This window comes from Amycolatopsis sp. lyj-112, assembly GCF_046549055.1.
Taxonomy (GTDB): Bacteria; Actinomycetota; Actinomycetes; order Mycobacteriales; family Pseudonocardiaceae; genus Amycolatopsis.
The window spans coordinates 410885-431885 of the sequence record NZ_JAJPWS010000004.1; the positions used below are offsets into that span (position 1 = coordinate 410885).

At 67.7% G+C, this 21001-nt stretch carries 21 protein-coding genes; 7 read left to right on the forward strand and 14 right to left on the reverse strand.

Annotated features, from left to right (window positions below; all coding sequences use genetic code 11):
• Nucleotides 1-54: 54 nt before the first annotated feature.
• The gene (locus tag ACLJRL_RS17685; protein ID WP_410657276.1) at nucleotides 55-1269 is read left to right on the forward strand and encodes an alpha/beta fold hydrolase; all 1215 of its coding nucleotides are present in this window, start codon (nucleotides 55-57) and stop codon (nucleotides 1267-1269) included.
• Here ACLJRL_RS17685 and ACLJRL_RS17690 read toward each other — a convergent pair.
• Nucleotides 1262-1480 (reverse strand): hypothetical protein, encoded by a 219-nt coding sequence (locus ACLJRL_RS17690; RefSeq protein WP_410657277.1) that lies wholly within the window; start codon nucleotides 1478-1480, stop codon nucleotides 1262-1264. The two genes, ACLJRL_RS17685 and ACLJRL_RS17690, sit on opposite strands and share 8 nt — an antisense overlap.
• A gap of 10 nt (nucleotides 1481-1490) precedes the next feature.
• On the reverse strand, nucleotides 1491-2744 hold the full coding sequence (locus ACLJRL_RS17695) for a DUF222 domain-containing protein (RefSeq protein WP_410657278.1): 1254 nt from the start codon (nucleotides 2742-2744) through the stop codon (nucleotides 1491-1493).
• Nucleotides 2745-3173: 429 nt separating this feature from the next.
• On the opposite strand from ACLJRL_RS17695, the gene ACLJRL_RS17700 reads away from it, so the two are divergent.
• Entirely contained in the window at nucleotides 3174-4298 is a 1125-nt protein-coding gene (locus ACLJRL_RS17700) for a S1 family peptidase (RefSeq protein ID WP_410657279.1), read from the forward strand.
• Between the two features lie 47 nt (nucleotides 4299-4345).
• On the opposite strand, the gene ACLJRL_RS17705 is transcribed toward ACLJRL_RS17700, so the two are convergent.
• Together ACLJRL_RS17705 and ACLJRL_RS17710 are read right to left on the reverse strand one after the other, a co-directional pair.
• Nucleotides 4346-5281: a glycoside hydrolase family 6 protein gene (locus ACLJRL_RS17705; RefSeq protein WP_410657280.1), complete on the reverse strand. Its 936-nt coding sequence runs from the start codon at nucleotides 5279-5281 to the stop codon at nucleotides 4346-4348.
• 38 nt (nucleotides 5282-5319) lie between these two features.
• Entirely contained in the window at nucleotides 5320-7905 is a 2586-nt protein-coding gene (locus tag ACLJRL_RS17710) for a glycoside hydrolase family 9 protein (protein WP_410657281.1), read from the reverse strand.
• 199 nt (nucleotides 7906-8104) lie between these two features.
• Here ACLJRL_RS17710 and ACLJRL_RS17715 point away from each other — a divergent pair, with 199 nt between their 5' ends.
• On the forward strand, nucleotides 8105-9427 hold the full coding sequence (locus tag ACLJRL_RS17715; RefSeq protein ID WP_410657282.1) for a cellulase family glycosylhydrolase: 1323 nt from the start codon (nucleotides 8105-8107) through the stop codon (nucleotides 9425-9427).
• 50 nt (nucleotides 9428-9477) lie between these two features.
• Here ACLJRL_RS17715 and ACLJRL_RS17720 read toward each other — a convergent pair whose 3' ends face one another.
• The 3 genes from ACLJRL_RS17720 to ACLJRL_RS17730 form a co-directional block, all read right to left on the reverse strand.
• Complete coding sequence (locus tag ACLJRL_RS17720; RefSeq protein ID WP_410657283.1) at nucleotides 9478-10875, reverse strand: endo-1,4-beta-xylanase; 1398 nt, start codon at nucleotides 10873-10875, stop codon at nucleotides 9478-9480.
• 202 nt (nucleotides 10876-11077) lie between these two features.
• On the reverse strand, nucleotides 11078-11377 hold the full coding sequence (locus ACLJRL_RS17725) for a hypothetical protein (protein ID WP_410657284.1): 300 nt from the start codon (nucleotides 11375-11377) through the stop codon (nucleotides 11078-11080).
• A 25-nt stretch (nucleotides 11378-11402) separates the two neighbouring features.
• The gene (locus ACLJRL_RS17730) at nucleotides 11403-12008 is read right to left on the reverse strand and encodes a dihydrofolate reductase family protein (protein ID WP_410657285.1); all 606 of its coding nucleotides are present in this window, start codon (nucleotides 12006-12008) and stop codon (nucleotides 11403-11405) included.
• A 126-nt stretch (nucleotides 12009-12134) separates the two neighbouring features.
• Here ACLJRL_RS17730 and ACLJRL_RS17735 point away from each other — a divergent pair, with 126 nt between their 5' ends.
• Nucleotides 12135-13001, forward strand: a complete 867-nt coding sequence (locus tag ACLJRL_RS17735) for a LysR family transcriptional regulator (protein ID WP_410657286.1) — start codon at nucleotides 12135-12137, stop codon at nucleotides 12999-13001.
• A 39-nt stretch (nucleotides 13002-13040) separates the two neighbouring features.
• Here the strand turns inward: ACLJRL_RS17735 and ACLJRL_RS17740 are convergent, their stop codons facing one another.
• The 4 genes from ACLJRL_RS17740 to ACLJRL_RS17755 all read right to left on the reverse strand — a co-directional run bounded on the left by ACLJRL_RS17740 (nucleotide 13041) and on the right by ACLJRL_RS17755 (nucleotide 15611).
• The gene (locus ACLJRL_RS17740; protein ID WP_410657287.1) at nucleotides 13041-13478 is read right to left on the reverse strand and encodes a histone-like nucleoid-structuring protein Lsr2; all 438 of its coding nucleotides are present in this window, start codon (nucleotides 13476-13478) and stop codon (nucleotides 13041-13043) included.
• Between the two features lie 194 nt (nucleotides 13479-13672).
• The gene (locus ACLJRL_RS17745; RefSeq protein ID WP_410657288.1) at nucleotides 13673-14092 is read right to left on the reverse strand and encodes a hypothetical protein; all 420 of its coding nucleotides are present in this window, start codon (nucleotides 14090-14092) and stop codon (nucleotides 13673-13675) included.
• Between the two features lie 122 nt (nucleotides 14093-14214).
• Nucleotides 14215-14748 (reverse strand): DUF305 domain-containing protein, encoded by a 534-nt coding sequence (locus ACLJRL_RS17750; RefSeq protein WP_410657289.1) that lies wholly within the window; start codon nucleotides 14746-14748, stop codon nucleotides 14215-14217.
• Between the two features lie 11 nt (nucleotides 14749-14759).
• Nucleotides 14760-15611 carry a DUF1996 domain-containing protein gene (locus ACLJRL_RS17755; protein WP_410657290.1) on the reverse strand — a complete coding sequence of 284 codons (852 nt, stop codon included), beginning with the start codon at nucleotides 15609-15611 and terminating at the stop codon, nucleotides 14760-14762.
• A 463-nt stretch (nucleotides 15612-16074) separates the two neighbouring features.
• Between ACLJRL_RS17755 and ACLJRL_RS17760 the strand changes: the two genes are divergently transcribed.
• Nucleotides 16075-16848, forward strand: a complete 774-nt coding sequence (locus ACLJRL_RS17760) for an alpha/beta hydrolase family protein (RefSeq protein ID WP_410657291.1) — start codon at nucleotides 16075-16077, stop codon at nucleotides 16846-16848.
• Nucleotides 16849-16894: 46 nt separating this feature from the next.
• Entirely contained in the window at nucleotides 16895-17689 is a 795-nt protein-coding gene (locus ACLJRL_RS17765) for an AfsR/SARP family transcriptional regulator (protein WP_410657292.1), read from the forward strand.
• A 50-nt stretch (nucleotides 17690-17739) separates the two neighbouring features.
• Here the strand turns inward: ACLJRL_RS17765 and ACLJRL_RS17770 are convergent, their stop codons facing one another.
• From ACLJRL_RS17770 to ACLJRL_RS17780, 3 genes are read right to left on the reverse strand one after another with little or no spacing between them, the layout of a single operon-like run.
• Complete coding sequence (locus ACLJRL_RS17770) at nucleotides 17740-18492, reverse strand: hypothetical protein (protein ID WP_410657293.1); 753 nt, start codon at nucleotides 18490-18492, stop codon at nucleotides 17740-17742.
• The gene (locus ACLJRL_RS17775) at nucleotides 18489-18896 is read right to left on the reverse strand and encodes a hypothetical protein (protein WP_410657294.1); all 408 of its coding nucleotides are present in this window, start codon (nucleotides 18894-18896) and stop codon (nucleotides 18489-18491) included. The genes ACLJRL_RS17770 and ACLJRL_RS17775 overlap by 4 nt, the downstream gene beginning before the upstream one ends.
• Before the next feature lie 5 nt (nucleotides 18897-18901).
• Entirely contained in the window at nucleotides 18902-19618 is a 717-nt protein-coding gene (locus ACLJRL_RS17780) for a hypothetical protein (protein ID WP_410657295.1), read from the reverse strand.
• Between the two features lie 132 nt (nucleotides 19619-19750).
• Here ACLJRL_RS17780 and ACLJRL_RS17785 point away from each other — a divergent pair, with 132 nt between their 5' ends.
• A complete protein-coding gene (locus ACLJRL_RS17785) occupies nucleotides 19751-21001 on the forward strand; it encodes a serine/threonine protein kinase (protein WP_410657296.1) in 1251 nt (416 codons plus the stop codon).

The following is a 21001-nucleotide window of genomic DNA, read 5'->3' on the forward strand; positions in this document are numbered from 1 at the left end:
TACCTTGACCTCTCAAGGTAATGGCGCGTTCGCCGACACAGTGGGGGAAAACTCATGCCCGACATCAGCCTCGCCCTGGGCGAGGTCACCCTGCGCGGGACGGTGACCGGCACCGGCCCGACGGTCCTGCTGCTGCACGCGGGCGGGGAACGACGCGGCGTCTGGGCTCCGGTCGCCGCCTTGCTGGCCGGGAACGGGCTGCGGACGGTCGCCTTCGACCTGCGCGGTCATGGGGAGAGCTCCGGCCGGGCGTCCACACTGCGAGCGCTCGCCGAAGACGTGATCGAGATGGTGAGCCGCGAACCGGGGCCGTTCGTCGTGGTGGGCGCCTCCGTCGGCGGCCTCGCGGCCATCGCCGCCCTCGCGGAACCGTCCGCCGCGCAGCGCGTCGCCGGGCTCGTGCTCGTCGACGTCGTCCCGGATCTCGCTCCGGCCCGCGCTCGCTCGTGGCTCGACTTCCACGGACTCGGCGATCGCTACACCTGCATCGTGGAGGACATCCTCGGCTCCGGCCCCGCCCTTCTCGCGACGGCCGGCGCTTTGGACCTGCCGATCCTGCTCATCCGTGGTGGAAAGGGATCGCCGCTCAGCGACACCGACGTACGCCGTCTGCACACGGCCAACAGCCGCGTCACCCTCGCGCACGTGCCTGCCGCCGGCCACCTGGTGGCGCGGGATGCCCCGGAAGAGCTCGCGCACCTCGTCGCGACCCACGCCACCACGTGGCTTGCCACGGACGACGTCGTCCGCCGCGCGTTCGAGCTGCAGCGCGCACTCGGGGCCGAGGAGATCGAGCACCCCGGTGGCACCCTGTACGCCCACCTTCGCCGGGTGCACGCCCTCACGGTCGAATGGGCCGCCTCGCCGCGAACACGGCTGGCCTCGATCTGCCACGCGTCCTATGGAACCGACGGGTTCCGGCGTGCGCTCCTCCCGGTCACCGATCGGCAACGCCTACAAGCCGCCATCGGGTCCGAGGCGGAAGCGCTGGTGTACCTCTACGGCGCATGCGACCGCTCACCGACCTACCGCGACCTCGGCCGACAGCCGTTGCCCGTGACCGACCGCTTCACCGGCGAGCCGCGATCGGTCCAAGCAGCCGAACTGCGCGACTTCGCCGTGCTGACGCTCGCCAACGAACTCGACGTCGCGCGGCATGCGCGGTTGCCACGATCGGCACTCGACGAGATCCGGGACCTCGTCACCGCGCTGGCGAGTTATGCACCGCGGGAAGCGGCTCTAGCTCTCGCAGACGCTGCGCTCACGTGAGCTCCGAGCGACGCTCGGTAGAGCTCTCCGAAAGCCTCGCGGCCAGGGTGGCGAGGTGCGCGCCGAGCTCCGCCACGTCCCCGGGGCGGATGAGGTAGCCGTTGAGTCCGGAGTAGACCAGGTGCGGCAGCGCCATCGCGTCGGTGACGATGCCGTGGAAGGTGGCCCTCTCGACGACGCCGATCTCACGAGCAAGGTCCTGCAGCCTCACGTGGGCTGGTCTATGTCCTGAGGTGCATGGTGTTGCGGCGCGGTGTCCCGGTGGAGTCGAGGTAGGCAGGGGCGACGAATTCGGGGAGTCCGTCTCGGGCTATCCGAACCTTCCATTCGCTGTGATGGATCAACCGGTGATGTCGCGCGCATAAGAGCACGAGATTGTCGATTCTCGTTTCACCGTGATGGCGCCAGAAAACAATGTGATGAGCCGTACACCGCGGAACAGGCATATCGCAACCGGGGAAGCTGCAACCGCCATCGCGGATGGTCAACGCATACTTCTGGGCCAACGACACCGTGCGTTTCGAGCGACCGATGTCCAGAGGCTCCCCGGCGGTGCCGAGAACACCTGGCCGGACGCGGGCGTCGCAGGCCAGAATCCGGGCGTCCGTAGCGCTGATCGGCCCGACCAGGTCCAGATGCGCGGCGCCGAGGTCGCTGATCAAGTCCTCGTAGGACATGGTCACGAGGATGTGAGTGGCTTCGCCTGCCTGCCCGGGCAAGTTCCGGCTGGTGGTCTTGAGCCGCACATAGTCAGTAAAGGCATCGCCGTAACGTTCATCCTGACCTCGGGAGTCACGAACGCCGTCGATGGCCTTGTGTGGTTTCGCCAGCGGATCGAGATCCGACTTCAAGCGGGCGTAGGTCTCCAGGTCGAGGGTCGCGGCGAGGCCGAGAGTGCCGTTGCGGTGCTTGATGAACCGCAACTCCGGCCGCGCGTCCTTCGGATCCTCGTCGCGGGGTTCTTTGCCGTCAGGGTCGAGCCTGTCCAGCAGACGCCGACCCGCCCGCGCGATCGCCCGAGGACCGGAGTGGCGGGCGAAGTCGACGAGCGCCTTCTCCCCTTTCCGGACAGCAGCTTCGGGCACGTGCGAGGGGATGCGATCCAAGGTCCGGATGATCGCGTCGATCTGCCCACCGCCGATCGCGCCCTCCGCAGCCGCAGCGAAGGTTAGCGGCGCGAGCGGCGGTGTGGGATCCCCGAAGCCGGGCCCGGGATGCAGGGCGAGTACCCGATCCGCCCGCAACTTCGCTTCCGCCTCCGAGACATGGAAATCCTCGGCGATCAACGCCGCCAACGTCGCATGCCCGGAACAGCCCCGAATCCCCCGCGTATTCAACTCCGCCAGAATCGTATACTGCTCCGCATCCAACTGACGCTTCAGAACTTCCAGCTCCTGCTTACGGGCATGCAGCGTCGCAGTATCGACACGCCACCACTCGGTGCGCGTCGACGGGGAACTGTTCTCGCTGACCACGGATTCAACGTTACCCCTATTCGAACATCTGTGCTAGCTCAATTTGCGTGACGAATAGATTCGAGCATTTAACCCGATAGTGGCATTGATACAGTGGCAAAATACACAGAGACACCGACCTGCCTCTTTCCAAGTAGCTGTTGGCGACCTCGGGCAACGGGGACCGTGGCGGCAACACGCCAAATTCGTTGCCGCACGACAGAAGCGAGCAAACCCTGGCATGAGCGCCCCGATCGGAGATCAACTTCGTTGAAGTTGTCGCACCGGTTCCTCGACGACGTGATCGACATCGGCGACCAGCACCTACCGGAAAGGGCAGTGTCGTTGTGAGTTCGGGACAGAAGACGGGACATTTCTCGACTCGCCCGGGGCTCGGCCTCACACTCGTCGGGCAGTGTGTTTCTTTCCCCCGGCCTTGGAGGAGTTCCCATGCGTCGAAGAATCGCCCTGGCCCTCAGTGGCGCCGCCGTCCTGACCGCAAGCCTCGCCTCCGCCGCCCTCGCGCCCGTCGCGCTGGCTTCCCCCGGGCAGATCGCCGCCATGCAGCGAGATCTGGGGCTCACCGCCGCACAGGCCCGAACCCGGATCACCCAGGAAATGACCGCCACGCGTGTGATGCCCGCTGCCCAGCACGCTGCCGGCGCGGCCTTCGGCGGCGCCTGGTTCGACCCGGCGCTGGGCAAGCTCGTCGTCGGGGTGACCGACCCCGCGGCGGCGTCCGCTGTCCGGCAGGCCGGTGCCGAGCCCGCCGCCGTCGCGATCAGCGCGGCGAAACTCGAGGCGGCGAAGGCCGAGATCGACTCCTCCGTCAAGACCCGGCCCGCCCCGGCGGCCGTCAGCGGCTGGCGCGCAGACTCGCGTAGCGGCAGCGTCGTGGTCGCCCTGCAGCCAGGCGCGCGCGGCGCCGACGTCGACGACTTCCTTGCCAGGGCGCGGAAAGCGGGTCCGGTCACCGTGGTCACCGCACCGGCGGCCGAACCGTTCGCGGCCGGCACCGTCGGCGGGGATCCCTACTACATCAACGGGAACACCCGCTGCTCGATCGGATTCTCCGTGCACGGCGGGTTCGTCAGCGCCGGACACTGCGGCGGCAACGGAAGCCCGGTGGTCGGCTGGGACGGCTCCGCGATGGGCAGCTTCGCCGGTTCTTCCTTCCCTGGCAACGACTACGCGTTCATCCGGATCGGCAACGGCTGGTGGACCGCACCCGTCGTCCTCGGCTGGGGCACGGTGAGCGACGCGCTCGTGCGGGGATCATGGGTCGCGCCGGTGGGCACCTCGGTGTGCCGGTCGGGTTCGACGACGCACTGGCACTGCGGCACCGTGCTGGGACACAACGAGACCGTCAACTACTCGCAGGGCGCCGTCCACCAGATGACGCGCACCAACGTCTGCGCGGAACCAGGCGACTCCGGCGGCTCCTTCATCACCGGCGACCAGGCTCAGGGCGTCACCTCCGGCGGCTGGGGGAACTGCGGCTCCGGTGGGAACACCTGGTTCCAGCCGGTGAACGAGATCCTGCAGACCTACGGCCTGTCGCTCGTCACCGCGTAACGCCCGGGTACGACGTCGGCCGCGGCCGACGTCGTACCCGCACGCGGTCAGGAAGTGGCGAGTTCGTACGCGCGCTGCGGCACGAACTGGCCCGCCGACGCGATACAACCGTCGGCCTCGCCGGGCAGCTTCACCCACAGGAACGCGTCGATCTGACCGTCCCCGGTGTTCGTGGTGCTGGGAGTACCGATCCGACGGCCCGGCGGATCGCACCACTCGCTGCCCGCGGGTCCGTTGCCGTTGCGGCTGGTGTCGACGACAGCACGCAGCCTGCCGTCTCCGACATTGGCGAGTACCGCCTTGGCGAAGGCGACCTCGTCGGCGGACCTCCGGTAGTTGGACACGTTGGTGGAGATGCCGTCCCCGCCGGCGGAGATACCCGCCGCCCGCAGCCGCGCGGCGGCGTCACCCGGAGACAGCCAGGCGGAATGCCCGATGTCGAAGTACACCTTGGCCGCCGAGGACCCGGCCTTGAGCCGCTTGCCCGCGTACGCCATGGACGCGCTGGTCTCGGCCTGCTGGCCGGCGTTCTGGCAATTCGTCATCAGCGGCAGCACGTCCGGTTCGAGCACGATGGAGGCCGGCCGCCCCGCGAGACCCGCGGCCACCTCGTCCACCCAGGCGCGATAAGCGGCGTGTGACGGCGCGCCGCCCGAACTGGCACCGCCACAGTCCCGGTTCGGGATGTTGTAGACGACCATGATCGGGATCCGGTTCGCCGCGGCCGCCGCGCCGACGAAGGCGTCGACCTGGCCGCGCACCGTGCCGGTGTTGGTCGTGGTGAACCACCGTGCCTGCGGCACGTTCGCGATCCGGTCGCGGATCACCGCGGCGCGGCCGTCGTTCGGGTTCGCCGCGACCCAGCGGGCCGCACTGGTCTGCGGGTCGACGTAGAACCCGTTCGGCGCGGCCTGCGCCGGCCCCGCGGTCACGGGAACCACCGCGAGCACGGCGACCGCCACGACCCATTTCTTGAGCGCCATCCCTACCTCCGGAAATCGTTGCGAAGCCGATCGGGACGTCAGGCGGGTGTGCACGGCCCGCCGTTGACCGAGAACTCCGCCGGTGATTTGTGGATACCGGTCTTCTCCGCGTTGAAGCCGATGGTCACCGACGCGCCCGGCTCGACGCGGGCGTTCCACGGCACGTTGCCCGCCTGGACGGCCGAACCCTGCTGGGTCCAGACGGCGCTCCACCCTTGCGTGATCCGCTCCGCGCCACCGAAGGCGAACCCCAAGACCCAGCCGTCCCATTTGGTCGTGCCGGTGTTCTTCACGGTGAGCGAAGCGGTCAGTCCGGTCTGCCAGAGGGACGCCGTGTACTTCACCTGGCATCCCGACGCCGTCGCCGGAGGCACCGAACGCTCTGCCACCCAATTCGACAGCCACGCGAACGCCGAGTTCCAGTTGACCGTCACCTCGTTCAGCGAGTAGGCCTCGATGTGATCGACCCAGCACCGCTGGGGCGCGCAACCGGGCAGCAGCCGCTGCGCGACGGGGTCCTGCAGCGCGCTGTTGGGTCCGCCGGACAGGGTGCCGGGCGGCGCGGTCGGCAGCGACGGGTCCGCCTGGTTCGCCCAGTGCCGGTGGTGCACATTGCGCACCGGCCGGTCACCCCGGCCCGCCACATAGGACCGGTCGACCGGGTTGCGGCCCAGCAGATAGTCCATCGCGGCGAAGGCGCCATTCCGGTACTTCGCCGTGCCGGTCAGGTCGTACGCGAGGCCGAGCACCATGCCGTTGTTGGCGACCAGGCCGTTCGAACCCCACTCGTACCCGCCGTCGGCCGTCCGATAGGGAACCGGGTGTCCGGCGGGCGCCATGTTCGCGAGATGCGTGTCCGAGGTCGCGATGATGGCGGACCGGATCGCGTCGGTGGACAGTTCACGCGGTACCAGCAGCAGCGAGACGTCGCCGAGCGCTCCTGTCGAGCCCCAATCAAAACCGCGCGCGTTGAAGCTCTTTCCCCCGAACAGCGGGGAATCCGTCACGTCCGCGCGGTATCGGCCGGTGGTCGCGTACAGCTCGGCCGCCGCCCAGTAGAACTCGTCGGTCACCGTGGGATCGCTGTAGGAGCCGCCGCCGGTGCCGTCGTTCGGGTCGGCGATCACGTCGGGGTGCGCTTTCGCGGCCGTGTATGCCTTCTCGGCCGCCGACAGCGCTCGGGCCGCGAACGTGGTGTCGTAGGGCGCCCACAGCCGCGAAGCCTGTGCCGCCGCCGCGGCGAGGTTCAGGGTCGCCGCCGTACTCGGTGCGGACAACCTGCGCGGCTGCGCGTCCTTGTGCGGCAGGGTCGGCAGACCGGTCCACTGCTCGTCGTGGATCTTGTGGTGCGCCATGCCGGACAGGGGCTTCCCGTCGGGAACCTGCATGCTCAGCAGGAATTCGAGCTCCCACCGCGCCTCGTCGAGCACGTCCGGTACACCGTTCGACCGCTCGGGAATGGCGAGGGTGCCGTCGCCGAGCGCCGTCTTGTCGCCGAACCGCACGGCGCGCTCGTAGCTGTTCTGCAGCTGCCAAGCCGCGATGCCGCCGTTCACCACGTACTTGCCGTGGTCGCCCGCGTCGTACCAGCCGCCCCGTACGTCGAGGGTGTACCCGCAGTTCAGGTCCGCCCGGCACGGTACGGCGTCGTCCCCCTGGTTCGGTGCCACGTTCACGTGCCCGGCGGGCCGCGCGTACTCCTCCCCCACGTACCGCGCCTCGATCGGCGTGCCGCTGCGCTGGTGGTAGAAGAAGGCGAGCGAGTCGTACCGCAGCCCGGTCAGCGCGGTCGCGGAAATGTCGAACGGGGCACTCACGGCGTCGCCGACGGCCAGCGTGTAGCCGCTTCCCTGCCTGTCGTAGGAAGAGAAATCGACGACGTGGACGTTCTCGTCCGACGCCGCGTCGTGGCCCTTCGGGATGGTCTGGCCGGTGGCGACGGACGCACCCGTGCCGTCCCGCAGTGTCCAGGTCTGCGGGGTGGCGGAGCCGGTCGCGAGGCTCGCCTGCTTGGGCAGCCCCGGCACGTAGCCGACCTGGTTCACCCGCAGTGGCCCGGCCGGTTCCACTCCCGGTGGGGGCAGGACCCCGCCGACGAGCGACACGTTGTCCACGCACACGGTATTGTCGAACGACTGGCCACCGAACCAGAACGCGAACTGTCCGTTGCCCGCCGCCGGGAAGTCCAATGTGGACTCGAAGGTCAGGGTGAACGTCTGCTTGGCCGGCGTGACGGCCACCTCGGTGCGCGCGATCTTCCGGTACGGCGCGACGGCCTCGCCAGCGACCGCGGAGAGCGGCTGTTCGACCGTCGCCCGCGCGTCGAACTTCAGCGTGTAGGACTGGCCCGCCTCATAGGGCACACCATTCTGGCCGGACAGTGCGTCGTACCCGTTGGCCGTACCGCCGGTGACGTCGACACAATATTCCCCGCCGGCCACCGAGCCTCGGGTGTTCGCGCCGGCCCACCAAGGGTCGACGCCGCCACCCGAGAAGTCGCCGTTCACGATCCGTTCGTACTCGGCGACCCCCTCGGCCGCCGAAGACGGCGCCCCCGGAGCGACCGCCACAGCCGCGACAAGAACTGCGGGCAGCACCATCCGCCACCACTTGCTGACCACCACGTCGTGATCCTTTCGGAGTCCGATTCTTGGGAGCGCTCCCACAATCTAACGCGAGTCCCCGCACCTGGGAAGACTGTTACGCAAAATGACCGGAACCGGAAAATTCTCACTCATTCGGACCTGTTCCCCCTCTCTCGGGCCCGCGCTAAGGTGCCGTGGCTGGGAGCGCTCCCAGCCATAGTCACGGGAGAGGACGGCGATGAGAAAGGCACTGGCCATAGTGACCGCGCTGATGGCGGCCACCCTGTGCCTGCCGGTGACCGCTTCGGCGGCGCCGACGGGTTTTCGGGTGTCCGGCGGAAAACTGTACGAATCGAACGGCGCCGAATTCGTGATGCGCGGCGTCAATCACGCGCACACCTGGTACCAGCAGCAGACAAGCGCGCTCGCCGACACCAAGGCACTGGGCGCCAACACGGTGAGAGTCGTACTCGCGTCGGGCCAGCGGTGGACGAAGAACGACACCGCGGACGTCGCCAACGTGGTGTCGTCCTGCAAACAGAACAAGCTCATCTGTGTTCTGGAAGTACACGACACCACCGGATTCGGCGAACAGTCCGGCGCGGCGACACTCGCGCAGGCCGTGGACTACTGGCTGTCGGTACAGAGCGCGTTGACGGGCCAAGAGAAGTACGTGATCGTCAACATCGGCAACGAACCGTACGGCAACACCGGCTACCAGACGTGGGCATCGGACACGTCCACGGCCATTCAGCGCCTGCGCGCGGCGGGGTTCACCCACACGATCATGGTGGACGCCCCGAACTGGGGCCAGGACTGGACGTTCACGATGCGTGACAACGCCGCGTCGGTGTTCGCAGGGGACCCGGATCGCAACACGGTGTTCTCCATCCACATGTACGGCGTCTTCGACACCGCCGCCGAGATCAACGACTATCTGGGCCGCTTCCGCTCCGCGGGCCTGCCGATCGTGGTGGGCGAATTCGGCCACGACCACTCCGACGGCAATCCCGACGAGGACACCATCTTCGCGACCACGCGGTCGCAGGGCATCGGCTATCTCGGCTGGAGCTGGAGCGGAAACGGCGGCGGCGTCGAGTACCTGGACATGGTGACCGGCTTCGACCCGGCACGGCTCACCAGCTGGGGTCAGCGAATCTTCAACGGCACCGACGGAATCAAGGCGACGTCCCGCGAGGCGACCGTGTACGGCGGCGGCACCGATCCTGAACCCGAGCCCGGCATGTGCACCGCGAACTACCGCGTGACAGGTCAATGGCAGAACGGCTTCCAGGCCGAGGTGACGGTGCACAACCGCCGGTCGGCGGCGATCGAAGGCTGGCAGATCCGGTGGGCGTTCCCTTCCGGGCAACGGGTCACGAACATGTGGCACGCCGTGCCGGCACAGACGAACGCGGACGTGGTCGCGACCAACGCGTCGTACAACGCCCGTATCCCGGCGGGCGGCTCGGTGACGATCGGCTTCACCGGTTCCTGGACAGGCGGCAACACGGCCCCGAGCGCCTTTGTGCTGAACACGACCACCTGCACGGCGGCGTAAGTTGTCGTGAGTGATTTGGGTCGTTAGAACGACCCAAATCACTCACGACGTCAACTTGCCGTGCAGGCGACCGACGGGATGCCGTTGGCCGAATTCCATGATCCGAGGAAACCGAACGCCGTGCCGGCGCCGGGATCGAGGCGGCCGTTGTAGTTCAGGTTCTTCGCGGTGACACCGGATCCGCTGGTGACGACGGAGGCGTTCCACACGGAGGACACGGACTGTCCATTCGGGAATGTCCACGTCACGGTCCACGCTGTGACCGCGCTACCGCCCGCGGTCACCTTGACCTCGCCCTGGAAACCGCCCTGCCACTGGCTCACGATCGCATAGCTCGCGGTGCAGCTCTTGGCCCCACCCGTCGGCGTGGTCGGTGTAGTCGGTGTTGTTGTCGACGTCGGCGTGCTCCCGGTTCCACCGTAGGCCCGGTTCAGCGCGTCGTATGCGGGCTTCGCCTGCAGGGCGTCGTCGAACGGTAACGCCGCTCCTTCCCCGGGAAACACCGAAGGGATCCATGAGTACTTGTCCGACAACCCCCAGGTCGTGATGCCCACGCACCCGGCCACGGCCAGACACGCGTCCGCCGCGGCCTTGTAGTCCGACGCCTGTGTGGCGAGCTTGGCGGCGGTGGCCGGGGTCGGCATCCGGATGTCCAACTCGGTGATCGCGACCTCGACGCCGAGGTCCACGAATCGCTGGATGTTCTGCCGCATCGAGCCGGGCACCTGGCCCACGATCAGGTGCGCCTGCAAACCCACGCCGTCGATCGGAACTCCCTGCTGCAGGAAGGATTTCACCATGTTGTAGACGGCGTCGCTCTTCGCGCCGACGCCATCGGTATTGTAGTCGTTGTAGTAGAGCTTCACCGCCGGATCGGCGGCCCGGGCGGCACGAAACGCCTCGGCGATGTAGCCGTCTCCCAGTTTCTGTTGCCAGAACGATTGACGGCGCGTGCCATCCTCACTGAAGGCTTCGTTGACGACGTCCCAGGCGTAGAGCTTGCCCTCGTAATGATTCACCTCGGTGGTGATGTGGTCGACCATCGCCTGACGCAGTTCGGTGGCAGGAAGGTTCTGTACCCAGTTCGGCGTCTGGCTGTGCCAGACCAAGGTGTGGCCTCGGACCCGCTGATTCGCCGCTGTCGCGGCCGCCACCACCGCATCCCCCGGGCCGAAGTTGAATTGACCCCGATTCGGTTCGGTGGTGTCCCATTTCATCTCGTTGCCCGGCGTCATCATGTCGGCTTCCCTGGCGCCCAAAGCCTTGTACGCCGAGTCGTTCAATTCGCCCACCGTGGCCGCGGTGCCGAAATACACTCCCTTCGCCGCGGCCAGGTCCCGCAACGGACTCGCGGCCGCCGCTTCCGGGGCATTGGTGAGCGTGATCGCGACGACGCCGAGCGCCGTCACCATCGCGCTGATTCCCGCTTGCCATGTTCGCCGAGCCATGACTGTCTCCTTTGCCGCCACCTCGTCGTGGCATTTCCGGGAGCGCTCCCAGGCAGAGGGTAGCGTGGCTTCCGACGGCAGCAACCCTCCAACCGGGCGATCCCGCCAGTCTTCGAAAGTTCTTCGAAAGTTGTTGCGGTACAACGAGGAGAGCCTCATGATCGGCGGCATGATCGGGGACGAGCATCACCGCCGAAATGAATCAGAAGTCGGCCGCCGGGTCGTCCCAACCGGAGACGAACCAGCGGGTCGCTCCCGTGGCCGGGTCGTACGACGGCCGGTTCATGGTGCCGATGTTGCCGCCGTAGACGTGGATCCCGACGGTGGGCTCGTCGCCGACCGCGACAACAGCGTGGACGTCGTCGTCGGTCGTACAGCACACGGTGACCTGGCCGCGTTCCCACTTGTTCACCGGCCGCTTCGTGATCCCGTATTGGTCGTCGCCTCCGGCGACCACGAGGCCTACGTCGTCGATGAAGGTCTGCAGGTCATGAGGTTCCATGGTGGATCTCCTCGGAAGTCCGGATTCAGGACAGCACGCGATAGGTCAGATGAGTGACCGTGCTCGTCGCCTGCGAATCCACCTGCTCGAGATTCAGGGGTGGGACGCCGTCGAAGAGCCGGGTGCCGGCGCCGAGCGTGATCGGCACGATGTGCAGCCGCAGCTCGTCGATCAGGCCGGCGGCGAGATACTGGTTGATGGTGGTCGCGCCGCCGTGGATCGCGACATCGCCGTCCCCGGCCGCCTCGCGCGCCTGGGCCAGTGCCGACCCGATTCCGTCGGTGACGAAGTGGAACGTGGTGCCACCGTCCATCGGCTGCGGATCGCGCGGGTAGTGGGTGAGCACGAAGACCGGGACGTGATACGGCGGATTACCGCCCCACCAGCCGTTCCACTCACGATCCCACTCGCCACGCACCGGGCCGAACATGTTGCGCCCCATGATGAAGGCCTTGGCGGTCAGCCGGTCGACCTCGGCCCGGTCCTCCTCGGGGGTTTCGGAGTACCAGGCGTGCAGCTTGTCGCCCCAGCCGTCGCCGCCGTCGTCGCCGAACGGACGCTTCTCGGTCTGGTTGAGCCCGGCCGAGTAGCCATCGGCCGAGATCGTGAGGTTGCTGGTGACCTTGCTCATGGGTGTCTCCCCAGAGGTGTTCGCTCGACGGCTGATCCGCTGAGCTGCTTGTGCACTCAGCTTGAGCCCTTCGATTCATGGCGTCCAATGCCATTATTGTGGCGAACACATTGATAACCTCTATACATGCTCAACCTGGTGCATCTCACCGTCCTGGCCGCGGTGGCGCGTCACGGGTCGGTGACCGAAGCGGCGAAGGAACTGCACTACTCCCAGCCGACGGTGAGCCATCACCTGTCGCGACTGGAAGCGGCCGTGGGAGTCAAACTCATACAGCGCGTCGGCCGCGGAATCCGCTTGACGCCGGAAGGACTACTGCTGGCCAATCGGGCCACCGAGATCGTGGGCCGAGTCGACGCGGCCACACACGAACTCGCGGCACAGGTCGGCTTGCGGTCCGGTCGGGTTCGCCTGGCTTCCAACGCATCGGCCCTGAGCACGATCGTGCCCAGGGCGGCCACCCTGCTGGCCGGGACGCATCCCGGCGTCGAGCTGATCGTGTTCGACCGTCACCCGGTCGAAGCGCTGGAGATGCTGCGTCGCAGCGAGATCGACGTCGCGCTCATCTTCCGATACGCCGAAGCCCCGGTCGAGGAAGACGGATTCCGGCTCGTCTACATCCGCGACGACCCGATCTATCTCGTGAGCCGCCGACCTGACGACAGCATCGCGAACCATCGCCACTCCCCCTGGATCGGCGGCTGCGCACGGTGCCGAGAAGAGCTGACCACCGTGTGCCGGCGAGAAGGCTTCACCCCTCGTATCGCGTCCGTCAGCGACGACATGGTCGTCGTGCAGGCACTCGTCGCCGCCGGCACCGGCGTCACCACCCTGCCCGGACTCGCCCTCCAAGCCCACCGCCGGTCCGACATCCACACCACCGAACTCGACAGCTCACCGCGCCGGCTCTACGCCGTCACCTACGGCGAGCCACCGGACCCGCCCGCCTCGGCCGCGCTGATCCAGGCCCTCCACGACTCCGCCCACCGCTGAACCGTCCACTCAGGACGGTGACGACGACCGGAATACTGACTACTTCTTCTTGCGCGTGGCACGCTTCCGCGCCGGCTTGGCCGGTGCTTCGACGGGCTCGGCCGCGGCCCGGGACGCGGCGAGCTCGGCGTCGTCGAACGCCGTGTAGACCCCGTTCGGGATACGACCGCGATCACCGATCGCGTACCCGTTCGCCGCCGCCCAGGCACGCACCTGCTGATTGCGCTCCCGATCGGTCGCCGACGTCCCACCACGAGCACCGCTCGCGGTCGTCTGGCCTACCGCGACCTTGATCCGGCGGCCGCCCGTACGCTGGCCTGCTTCCATGTACCGCGCGAGCTCCTCGCGCAGGGCCACCGCGTTCTCCTCGGACAGGTCGATCTCATACGAGACACCATCGAGCGCGAACGGCACGGTCTGCGTCGCAGCCTCGCCATCGAGATCATCAACGATCTCGACCAGAACCTTCTGAGCCATGTAGAGCCTCTCATCAAGTCATATGGCGGACCTTTCCACCATCGAACTATCAAGGACCCTACCTATCATTCACCGTATTGGCGGTATGACACTCGACTCTCGGGCTTTCAGGCGGGCTCGTCGCCGTCGATCAAGACGTCAAAACCGAGGGGTACTGCGGCGACCCCCAGCCGCCGCAGGCCGTCGGGCCCGGGTCAGCCGGTGTTGCGGACCGCGTTGTAGTAGGTGTCCGCGATGAAGTCGCAGGGGCCGCGGGCCGGGCCGGCGCCGAAGGTGTGATCGCACTGCTGGTGCATCAGCCGGAAGAAGAGGTCATCACAGCGCAGAGTGTTCTGGCCGCCGCCTTCCTCGCACAGGTCGTGGTTCGCGCACGGCCCGCGGAAGTCCACCTGGCCCCAGGGCGGCACGACGGGTTTGTCCGGCGACAAAGTGCAGTAGTCGTGCCACGCACCACGGTTCACGTCGTACACATAACCGCTGGGAATGGGCACGAAGGCGGCGGCCTGCGCCGTGCCCGCCATGAACGGGATCGCACCCGTGGCCACGGTCAGCGCGACCGCGTATCGCCGGAATTTCGCTGCTTTCCGGGCCGGACGGTTCTTCTCCTCGGCCATTTCGGTTCCACCTCTTCTGTCGGTGATTCACTCGGAGAGAATGCACTCTGACAAAAGGGAACCTAGCCGCTCCTTACGAGGTCGTAAGGGGTTGATCGAACCACACGCCAGGACGAACGAGGTCAGCCGAGTGCGTCCAGCGACCTCAGCGCCGTCGCTCGATCGAGCACCATCTTCTCGGCGACGGCCTTCGTCTCCTCATGCGTGATCGACGTCGCCCCGGAGGTCGCCACCGTGGCCGATTCGGTCAGGTGAGCCCGCACGAGCCTCGTGAGTTCGCCGTCGAAATCGGCCGCCGCGGGCAGCGCCGTCAGTTCGGCCTCCGTCGGCATACCGGGCATGTCGTGCCCGGCATGGTTGTCCACGTAAGGGATTCGAGCCGCGCCGAGGATTTGGTGGAGCCCGGCCGCCTCGCTCCGCCGGGCGGCGGCCAGTTCGCCGGCGAACCGGCGCAGCGCGGGGTCGCTCGCGCGGGCGGCGCCGAGATCCATGAGCTTGGCGGCCTGGGCATCCGTCGCGATGACCAGCTCGACGAACGCCTGGGCGGTCGCGTCGAAACCGCCCTGCGAAGCGGCCGCCTGGACTTCCGGTCGCGGGACGGGAGCGGGATCCTGCCGGCCGCATGCGGTGAGCACGACGGCCAGCAGGACCACCATCGAGCATCGGATCACTGCGGACGACCGTCGTGCCCGCACTTGATCACCGGGTTGATGCAGTCCCGCACTCGCCGCTCCATCTCCGCCGCGGGCCAGACGTTGAAGAAGTCGCCGTGCATGGTTCGCCCGTCGCCGGAGGAGAGCCGCAGCACCGACGGATCCCCGGAAACGGGGAAGCGCAACACCATCCGCAGCTTCGGCACCGGCACCGGATGCGACGACGGGCAATTGCCCGCGACCGGGTAGGACATATGCGACTTGTGGTCCGGCGAGTCCAAAGTGGTGCCGTTCCAGCACTGCGGGAAGTCCAGATAGGTCTCCAGCTGGGTGCCGGACGGGCAGTTCACGAAGTTCTTCGACGGGGCCACGTGCCCGGCGTGCAGACACGACCAGCGGGCGATGCTGTCGGCGTCACCGGTCGCCTTCGCGTTCCCCGCGACGATCTTGAGCCCGACCGGGGTCGGCCTGATCGCGGCCGGATTGTTCACCCCTTCGCCCAGGTAGTAGAAGGTGGTGCCGGTCGGCACCACGACCTGATTGTTGCGGTACAAGGTCGGTACCCAGTACGACGAGATATCGATGGCCGGGTCACAGTTACCGGTGGCTCCGGCCAGCTTCTGGTAGTCCGAGTGGGCATTGGTCGCACGGTTCCCGAAGAAGTCGTGCGAGTGGGACGCGCCGGGCAGGCCCGGCAGCACGATCGGGTCGTCCGGCAACCGGTGGCTCAGCGGGCAGTCCGCGGGGAACTCGGCCACGCGGATCACCGCCTTGGCCGGCCCGCTCGCGAACCCGCCGCTGACGACCGTGCCTGCCGCCAGCACCGCGGCGAGACCGAGCGTCAGCCATCTGATTTTCTTCGCCATTGAAGACAACCTCCCTCTCGACGGTTCCTGCAGGGAACGAGAGAGCGCTCTCCCGGTTGACGATGACGGGGAGGTCACATGCCGGTCAATGGTTTTGTTCTGTTGCGGAACAAATAGGGCCCGTTCGGCGCAACGGGCCGTGCCGAACGGGCCAGCCCTCCCGCTACGGCCGTCCTCCAGGTCCGTGAAGGCCTCCTTGAGGGACTCAGAGTCCCTCAAGGAGGCCTTCACGGACCACTAAATCTTGTTATGGGGATCAGAGTGGTGTTGGGGGTTTTTAGTGTGTGAATAAGGGGTTTTCGTGGCTTTTCTCGACGTGAGTGAAAACTCTGGACCGGTAGGGGCGGCCATCGCCATCATGGGCGTCCTCGAATCACTGTCCGAGAAATCCGAGGATGCCATGACCGGTCGGTCTTTTTCGTCTCCCCGAAATCGTTTCCTCTCGATACGCGCCGTCGCGTTCGTGCTCACCCTGGTCGTCGCGATGTCGATGACCGTCGCGTTCACCGTCGACAAGCCGGCGTCGGCGGCGACCTACGAGGTCGCGAAATTCGACGTGCCCGGCGGCAACGGATTCGGCGGAGCCACGATCTCCTATCCCAAGGGCATCACCGGCCAGGTCGGCGCGGCCGCGATCTCTCCGGGTTTCACCGAGAATCGCGGCGCTCTGGCCTGGCTGGCCCAAGTGCTCGCGGAGCAGGGCTTCGCCGTGATCAACATCGACACGAACAGCCTGTTCGACTCCCCCGGCTCGCGGGGCGACCAGTTGCTCGCGGCCCTGAAGTATCTGACCGGATCCAGCCAGATCAAGAGCCTGGTGAACCCCGACAAGCTGGCCGTGCTCGGGCACTCGATGGGCGGCGGCGGTTCCCTGGACGCGGCGAAGAAGTTTCCGTCGCTCAAAGCAACCATCCCTCTCGCGCCCTTCAATATCGGCGCGAACTATTCCTCCGTCAAGGTCCCGTCCTTGGTCATCGCCGGGCAATCGGACATGATCGCGCCGGCCGGTGTCCACGCCAAGCCGTTTTACCAGCAGCAGGCAGGCCCCAAGGCCTATCTGGAATTCGCCGGCGGAAGTCATTTCACGCCGATTTCGCCCAACGAGATCACCGGGATCTACACCGTCGCCTGGCTCAAACGCTTCGTGAACGGCGACACCAGCGTGGATTCCCTGCTGTGCCCGGCTCCGAAGGACAAGCGGCTCTCCGCGTCCTTGGTCAGCTGCCCGCTGCCCTGATCGGCAGCGCCCGCGACTGTCACGAAATCCTCATTGCGTCTTTGGCATGATCGTCCTCTCGGATCGCACCAAGTACGCCAAAGGGGGACGTCGGATGCTGTTCCAGGTGCTCGGACCACTCGAAGGGCGGACGCCGGGAGGTCCTCCGCTCGCGATCAAGCCGGGGAAACCGACCACGGTGCTGGCCGCGCTGCTTCTCGACCGCGACCGGTGGGTCGGCGTCGACAGGCTGATCGACGCGGCCTGGACGGGCCGGACGCCTCCGGCTTCGGCCGCCGGCAATCTGAAGTCCTACGTCTGCGGACTGCGGCAGGTGCTCCCGCCGGCCAGGAGCGGTACGCGCATCGAGAGCAGGCAGGGGGCGTATCGGCTCCGCGTCGAGGTCGGCGAGGTGGACATCGACCACGCCGACCTCGGTGCCGCCGAGGCCCGCCAAGCACTCTCCGACGGCGATCCCGAACGGGCGGCCAAGCTGCTCGCGGACGCGCTGGACCTCTGGCGTGGCAGGCCTTTCGAAGGTCTCCGGACTCCCGCCGCGATCGCCGAAGTCGCACGCCTCGACCGTCTGCACACCCAGCTCCGCGAAGACCTCGCCGAGGCCTACCACTGCCTGGGCAAGCACTTCGAGACGATCACGCTTCTGCACGGTCTCCTCGACGAGAGCCCTCTGCGCGAGCACACGTGGGCGAAACTGGTCCAGGTGCTCACCGAAACCGGTCGGCGCAATGAGGCACTGGCGACCTATCGCCGCGCCCGGTCGGTCATCGTGCGGGAGCTGGGCGTCGAGCCCGGCGCCGTGCTGTCCGGCGCTCACCACGAAGCCCTCCGCGGCTGTGCCTGACTCGAACACCGTTCCGGCCACCCGGTGCTCCACCGGGTGGCCGGAACCGCTCATTTGACGGTGACCGTGGCGCTCGACCAGGACGAGCCGTCCGGGCTGGACGTCGAAACGGTGCGTGTCTGGCCGGGCTTGAGGCCCTTGCCGTCCACGGAGACATGCCCGCCGTGCGACGGCTTCTTGCCGTGCTTGTACTTCTCCGGAAGGGTCCGGTGCTTGCCGGGCTTCAGCTTCTTCAGCTCGCCCTTCGCCTTGTCCAGCTCTCCCTTGGCCTTCTTGACCTCGCCCCTCGCCTGCTCGACGAGCTTCTCGGCCTTGTCGAGGGAGCCGCGGGCCTTGTCGACCGAGTCGGTGATCTTCTTCGCGCTGTCCGGCGCCACCGTGGCGGGCTTCTGGACGACGATCACGCCGGGCGTGTGCTGGACGAGCCGCAGTTCCCGGCTTTCCTTGGCAACGGCCGCCTTGACCACCGGGGGCCGCGCCTTCTGGCGGGGCACCTTCTTCACGGCGACGGCCGGTTTGATCTTGGCCACCTTCTTGACCTGGACCGGTTTCGCGGCGGGTGCCACGGGGATCGTGGCGGCCGGCGCGGCCTGCTTCACCGGCGGAAGGGCGGGTGTGGCAGCCGGTTTCGGGGCGGTGACGGCGGCGGGCGCGGCGGCCGCGGTCGGCTCTTCGCCACCGTCGAAGGCGCCGAAGGTCCACGCGCCGACGGCCGCTGTCGTCAGTCCGGCGACGCCGATCACGCCTACACGCTTGATGTCCATGGGTACCTCGGTTTCGGTGTTGCCTGCCGTGACGGTCACGACAGGGTTTCGTCCTCGTGGTGGCGTTGATAGAACTCTTCGGCCAAGGACCTGCCCATCAGCCCGCCGAAGATCCCGGCGGCCACGCCGACGGCGATGCCGACGGGGGTCGCGATGACCAGGCCGGTGGTCACCCCGAAGACCAAGGACGCCGTCCCACCGCCGAAACCGGTGACCGTGCTCCTGCTGAGCGGCCGTTCCTCGTGCTCCAGGTAGTAGTCGTACTCGGTCCGCTCGGCCTCGTCCGTGTCCGTGTCCGAAAGGGACGGTGACTGGCCCAGCCAGAACTCTTCCGGGATCACGAGGTACCGGGGCTGCGGCATGACCGGGATCCGAGGCGCGGCGAACCGCCGGAAGGCCGCGCGCAGCGACAGCACCGGGCGTTCGACCAGGGTCGTGGTCATGGCACTCAGCCCCGGTCGCCGGTCATGATCTTGAACGGTTTGTCGTGGTCCTTCAGCGTTTCGACGCTCTTGCGGAGCTTTTCCAGGTCGCCCTTGGCCTTCTTGAGATCGGCCCTGGCCTTCTCCAGTACCTTGCCCGCCTGCTCGACGGCCTCGTTCGCGGAATCGACCACCTTGACCGTGTCCTGCACCTGCTTGCGGATCGCGCGCGGTGAGGTCGGCGGGTCGACGACGGCGGCACGGACGACGAAAGACTTCGCCGCGGGGGCGCCGGCCAGTTTCGGCGCGATGGCCTTGGCAGCGAGGGGTTTGACAGCCTGGGGTTTGACAGCGGCGGCCTTCTTCACCACCGGCACCGAGTGGGACACCTTCTTTACCGGCGGCGCGACTTTCACCGGCCGCTGCGGCGTCGTCTGCTTGGCGACCGGAGCGGCGGGATGCCGCACCGGCGAGACGGGCTTCACCGCCGGCTGCGGGGAAACCCGCTGAGGAGCGGTTTCGTTCCGGAGCACAGGTTTTCCGGCCTGCTGTGGCTGCCGTGGCTGCTGGGGCGCCGGTGCCTGCACCTGCTGCGGTCGCGCGGCCTGGGCGGCGTCCTGCGCGGGCTTCTCGTCGGGCCGGTCGTCCACCAGCGCGTTCGCGGTGGAGGCGCCGATGGCCGCGGTGGCGAGACCGGCGACGCCGTAGACGGCGGCCCGCCGGAGATTGTTCTTCTGCTTCATCCGTCCCACCTCGCTGATTCGTGCCGTCGTCGCGGCGCTGCTGAAAAGCAGCTTGGGGTGAGCCGGTTCAGTGCCGGTACATCGGCGGTTCATCCGCCGCGAAACGCGACGGGAAACAGCTATCCTGGGGCGATGCGACCGGAGGACGGCGAAGCACTCGGCGGCGGATCGGCAGGTGTCGTCTTCGCGGTGCCTTCGGACGGCGGCGAGGTCGCGCTCAAGGTTTTCGCGGGCAGGCTGTACCGGCGTACCCATCTCCGGCTGGAGCGCGAACTCGACCGGCTTTCCGCACTGGACGGGCAGATTCTCGTACCCGGCGCCATCGAGGAACTGCCCGACGGCTGGTGCGCTCTCCGGAGCGAACTCTGCACGGGATCACTGCTGGATCTCGTGGAGGCGGCGGGCCCGCTCTCGGTCGCGGACACCCTGACACTCGGCACCGCGATCGCCTCGACCCTGGCGACGGCCCACGACGCCGGGATCGTCCACGGCAGGCTCACCCCGGGCAACGTCCTGTTCCGCGCGTCGGGCGAGCCGGTGATCAACGACTTCGAACGCACTCTCCGCCCGGTGTTCGTCCGCGATCCGGACCACGGAAGCGGCTTCCTCGCCCCGGACGAGGTCGTCGACGAGCGCACGGACCTCTATGGACTCGGCATCGTGCTCCACCTGGCCTTGACGGGGCAGCCCGGCCGTCCGACCCTGCACCGGGAGGACGCGCCGATCGACCTCCTCGCGCTCACGGAAAACCTCCTCGCCGAGGATCCCGCCTCCCGCCCGGCCGGCGCCGCTCTGGTGGCGGAGATCCTGAGCGGCCTGTCGGAGGCATCCGCTGTGTCCACGGCATCCACTATGTCCGCTGTGTCCACTGTGGACGGCGGCGAGCCCGTTGCCGTGACGACGGGTATCCAGGGCGTCCCGCTCCTGACGATCGGTCCGGAGCCGATCGCGCCACCCGCGTCGAATAAGAGATCCCTGTGGCCCGTGCTCACCCTCGGCGCGGTCGCCGCGCTCGCCGTCACCGCGTGGTTCCTCCTGCCGGATTCGCCGGACCCCGCACCGCGGGCGCAGCCGAATCCGTCGGCCTCCGCCTGGCCGGCGAAGCCGAGCGCGAAGCCCGCGCCACAGGTCGAGCTGGCCACGCCGATCGACCACGGCTCGATGGTCGAACTGTCCTGGCGGGCACCCGACGGGTTCGACGCGGCCGTCGTCGTCGCGGGCGAGACCGGTGACGCGAGGACCACGATCGTACGGCAGCAACGCACGATGAAGGTGCCCGTCGAACCGGGCCGGAAGTACTGCTTCCTGGTCCAGATCACCGACGGCGGCGAAGTCCATGAGACCTCGCCGCATCCCATCCGGGGCGCCGTGTGCAAACCCTGA

Excerpts from the sequence above, each read along its gene's own strand:
- ACLJRL_RS17685 (WP_410657276.1), top strand. The coding sequence starts at position 55 with ATGCCCGACATCAGCCTCGCCCTGGGCGAGGTCACCCTGCGCGGGACG.
- ACLJRL_RS17700 (WP_410657279.1), top strand. The coding sequence starts at position 3,174 with ATGCGTCGAAGAATCGCCCTGGCCCTCAGTGGCGCCGCCGTCCTGACC.
- ACLJRL_RS17705 (WP_410657280.1), bottom strand. The coding sequence starts at position 5,281 with ATGGCGCTCAAGAAATGGGTCGTGGCGGTCGCCGTGCTCGCGGTGGTT.
- ACLJRL_RS17715 (WP_410657282.1), top strand. The coding sequence starts at position 8,105 with ATGAGAAAGGCACTGGCCATAGTGACCGCGCTGATGGCGGCCACCCTG.
- ACLJRL_RS17720 (WP_410657283.1), bottom strand. The coding sequence starts at position 10,875 with ATGGCTCGGCGAACATGGCAAGCGGGAATCAGCGCGATGGTGACGGCG.
- ACLJRL_RS17725 (WP_410657284.1), bottom strand. The coding sequence starts at position 11,377 with ATGGAACCTCATGACCTGCAGACCTTCATCGACGACGTAGGCCTCGTG.
- ACLJRL_RS17730 (WP_410657285.1), bottom strand. The coding sequence starts at position 12,008 with ATGAGCAAGGTCACCAGCAACCTCACGATCTCGGCCGATGGCTACTCG.
- ACLJRL_RS17735 (WP_410657286.1), top strand. The coding sequence starts at position 12,135 with ATGCTCAACCTGGTGCATCTCACCGTCCTGGCCGCGGTGGCGCGTCAC.
- ACLJRL_RS17740 (WP_410657287.1), bottom strand. The coding sequence starts at position 13,478 with ATGGCTCAGAAGGTTCTGGTCGAGATCGTTGATGATCTCGATGGCGAG.
- ACLJRL_RS17745 (WP_410657288.1), bottom strand. The coding sequence starts at position 14,092 with ATGGCCGAGGAGAAGAACCGTCCGGCCCGGAAAGCAGCGAAATTCCGG.
- ACLJRL_RS17750 (WP_410657289.1), bottom strand. The coding sequence starts at position 14,748 with ATGGTGGTCCTGCTGGCCGTCGTGCTCACCGCATGCGGCCGGCAGGAT.
- ACLJRL_RS17755 (WP_410657290.1), bottom strand. The coding sequence starts at position 15,611 with ATGGCGAAGAAAATCAGATGGCTGACGCTCGGTCTCGCCGCGGTGCTG.
- ACLJRL_RS17765 (WP_410657292.1), top strand. The coding sequence starts at position 16,895 with ATGATCGTCCTCTCGGATCGCACCAAGTACGCCAAAGGGGGACGTCGG.
- ACLJRL_RS17775 (WP_410657294.1), bottom strand. The coding sequence starts at position 18,896 with ATGACCACGACCCTGGTCGAACGCCCGGTGCTGTCGCTGCGCGCGGCC.
- ACLJRL_RS17780 (WP_410657295.1), bottom strand. The coding sequence starts at position 19,618 with ATGAAGCAGAAGAACAATCTCCGGCGGGCCGCCGTCTACGGCGTCGCC.
- ACLJRL_RS17785 (WP_410657296.1), top strand. The coding sequence starts at position 19,751 with ATGCGACCGGAGGACGGCGAAGCACTCGGCGGCGGATCGGCAGGTGTC.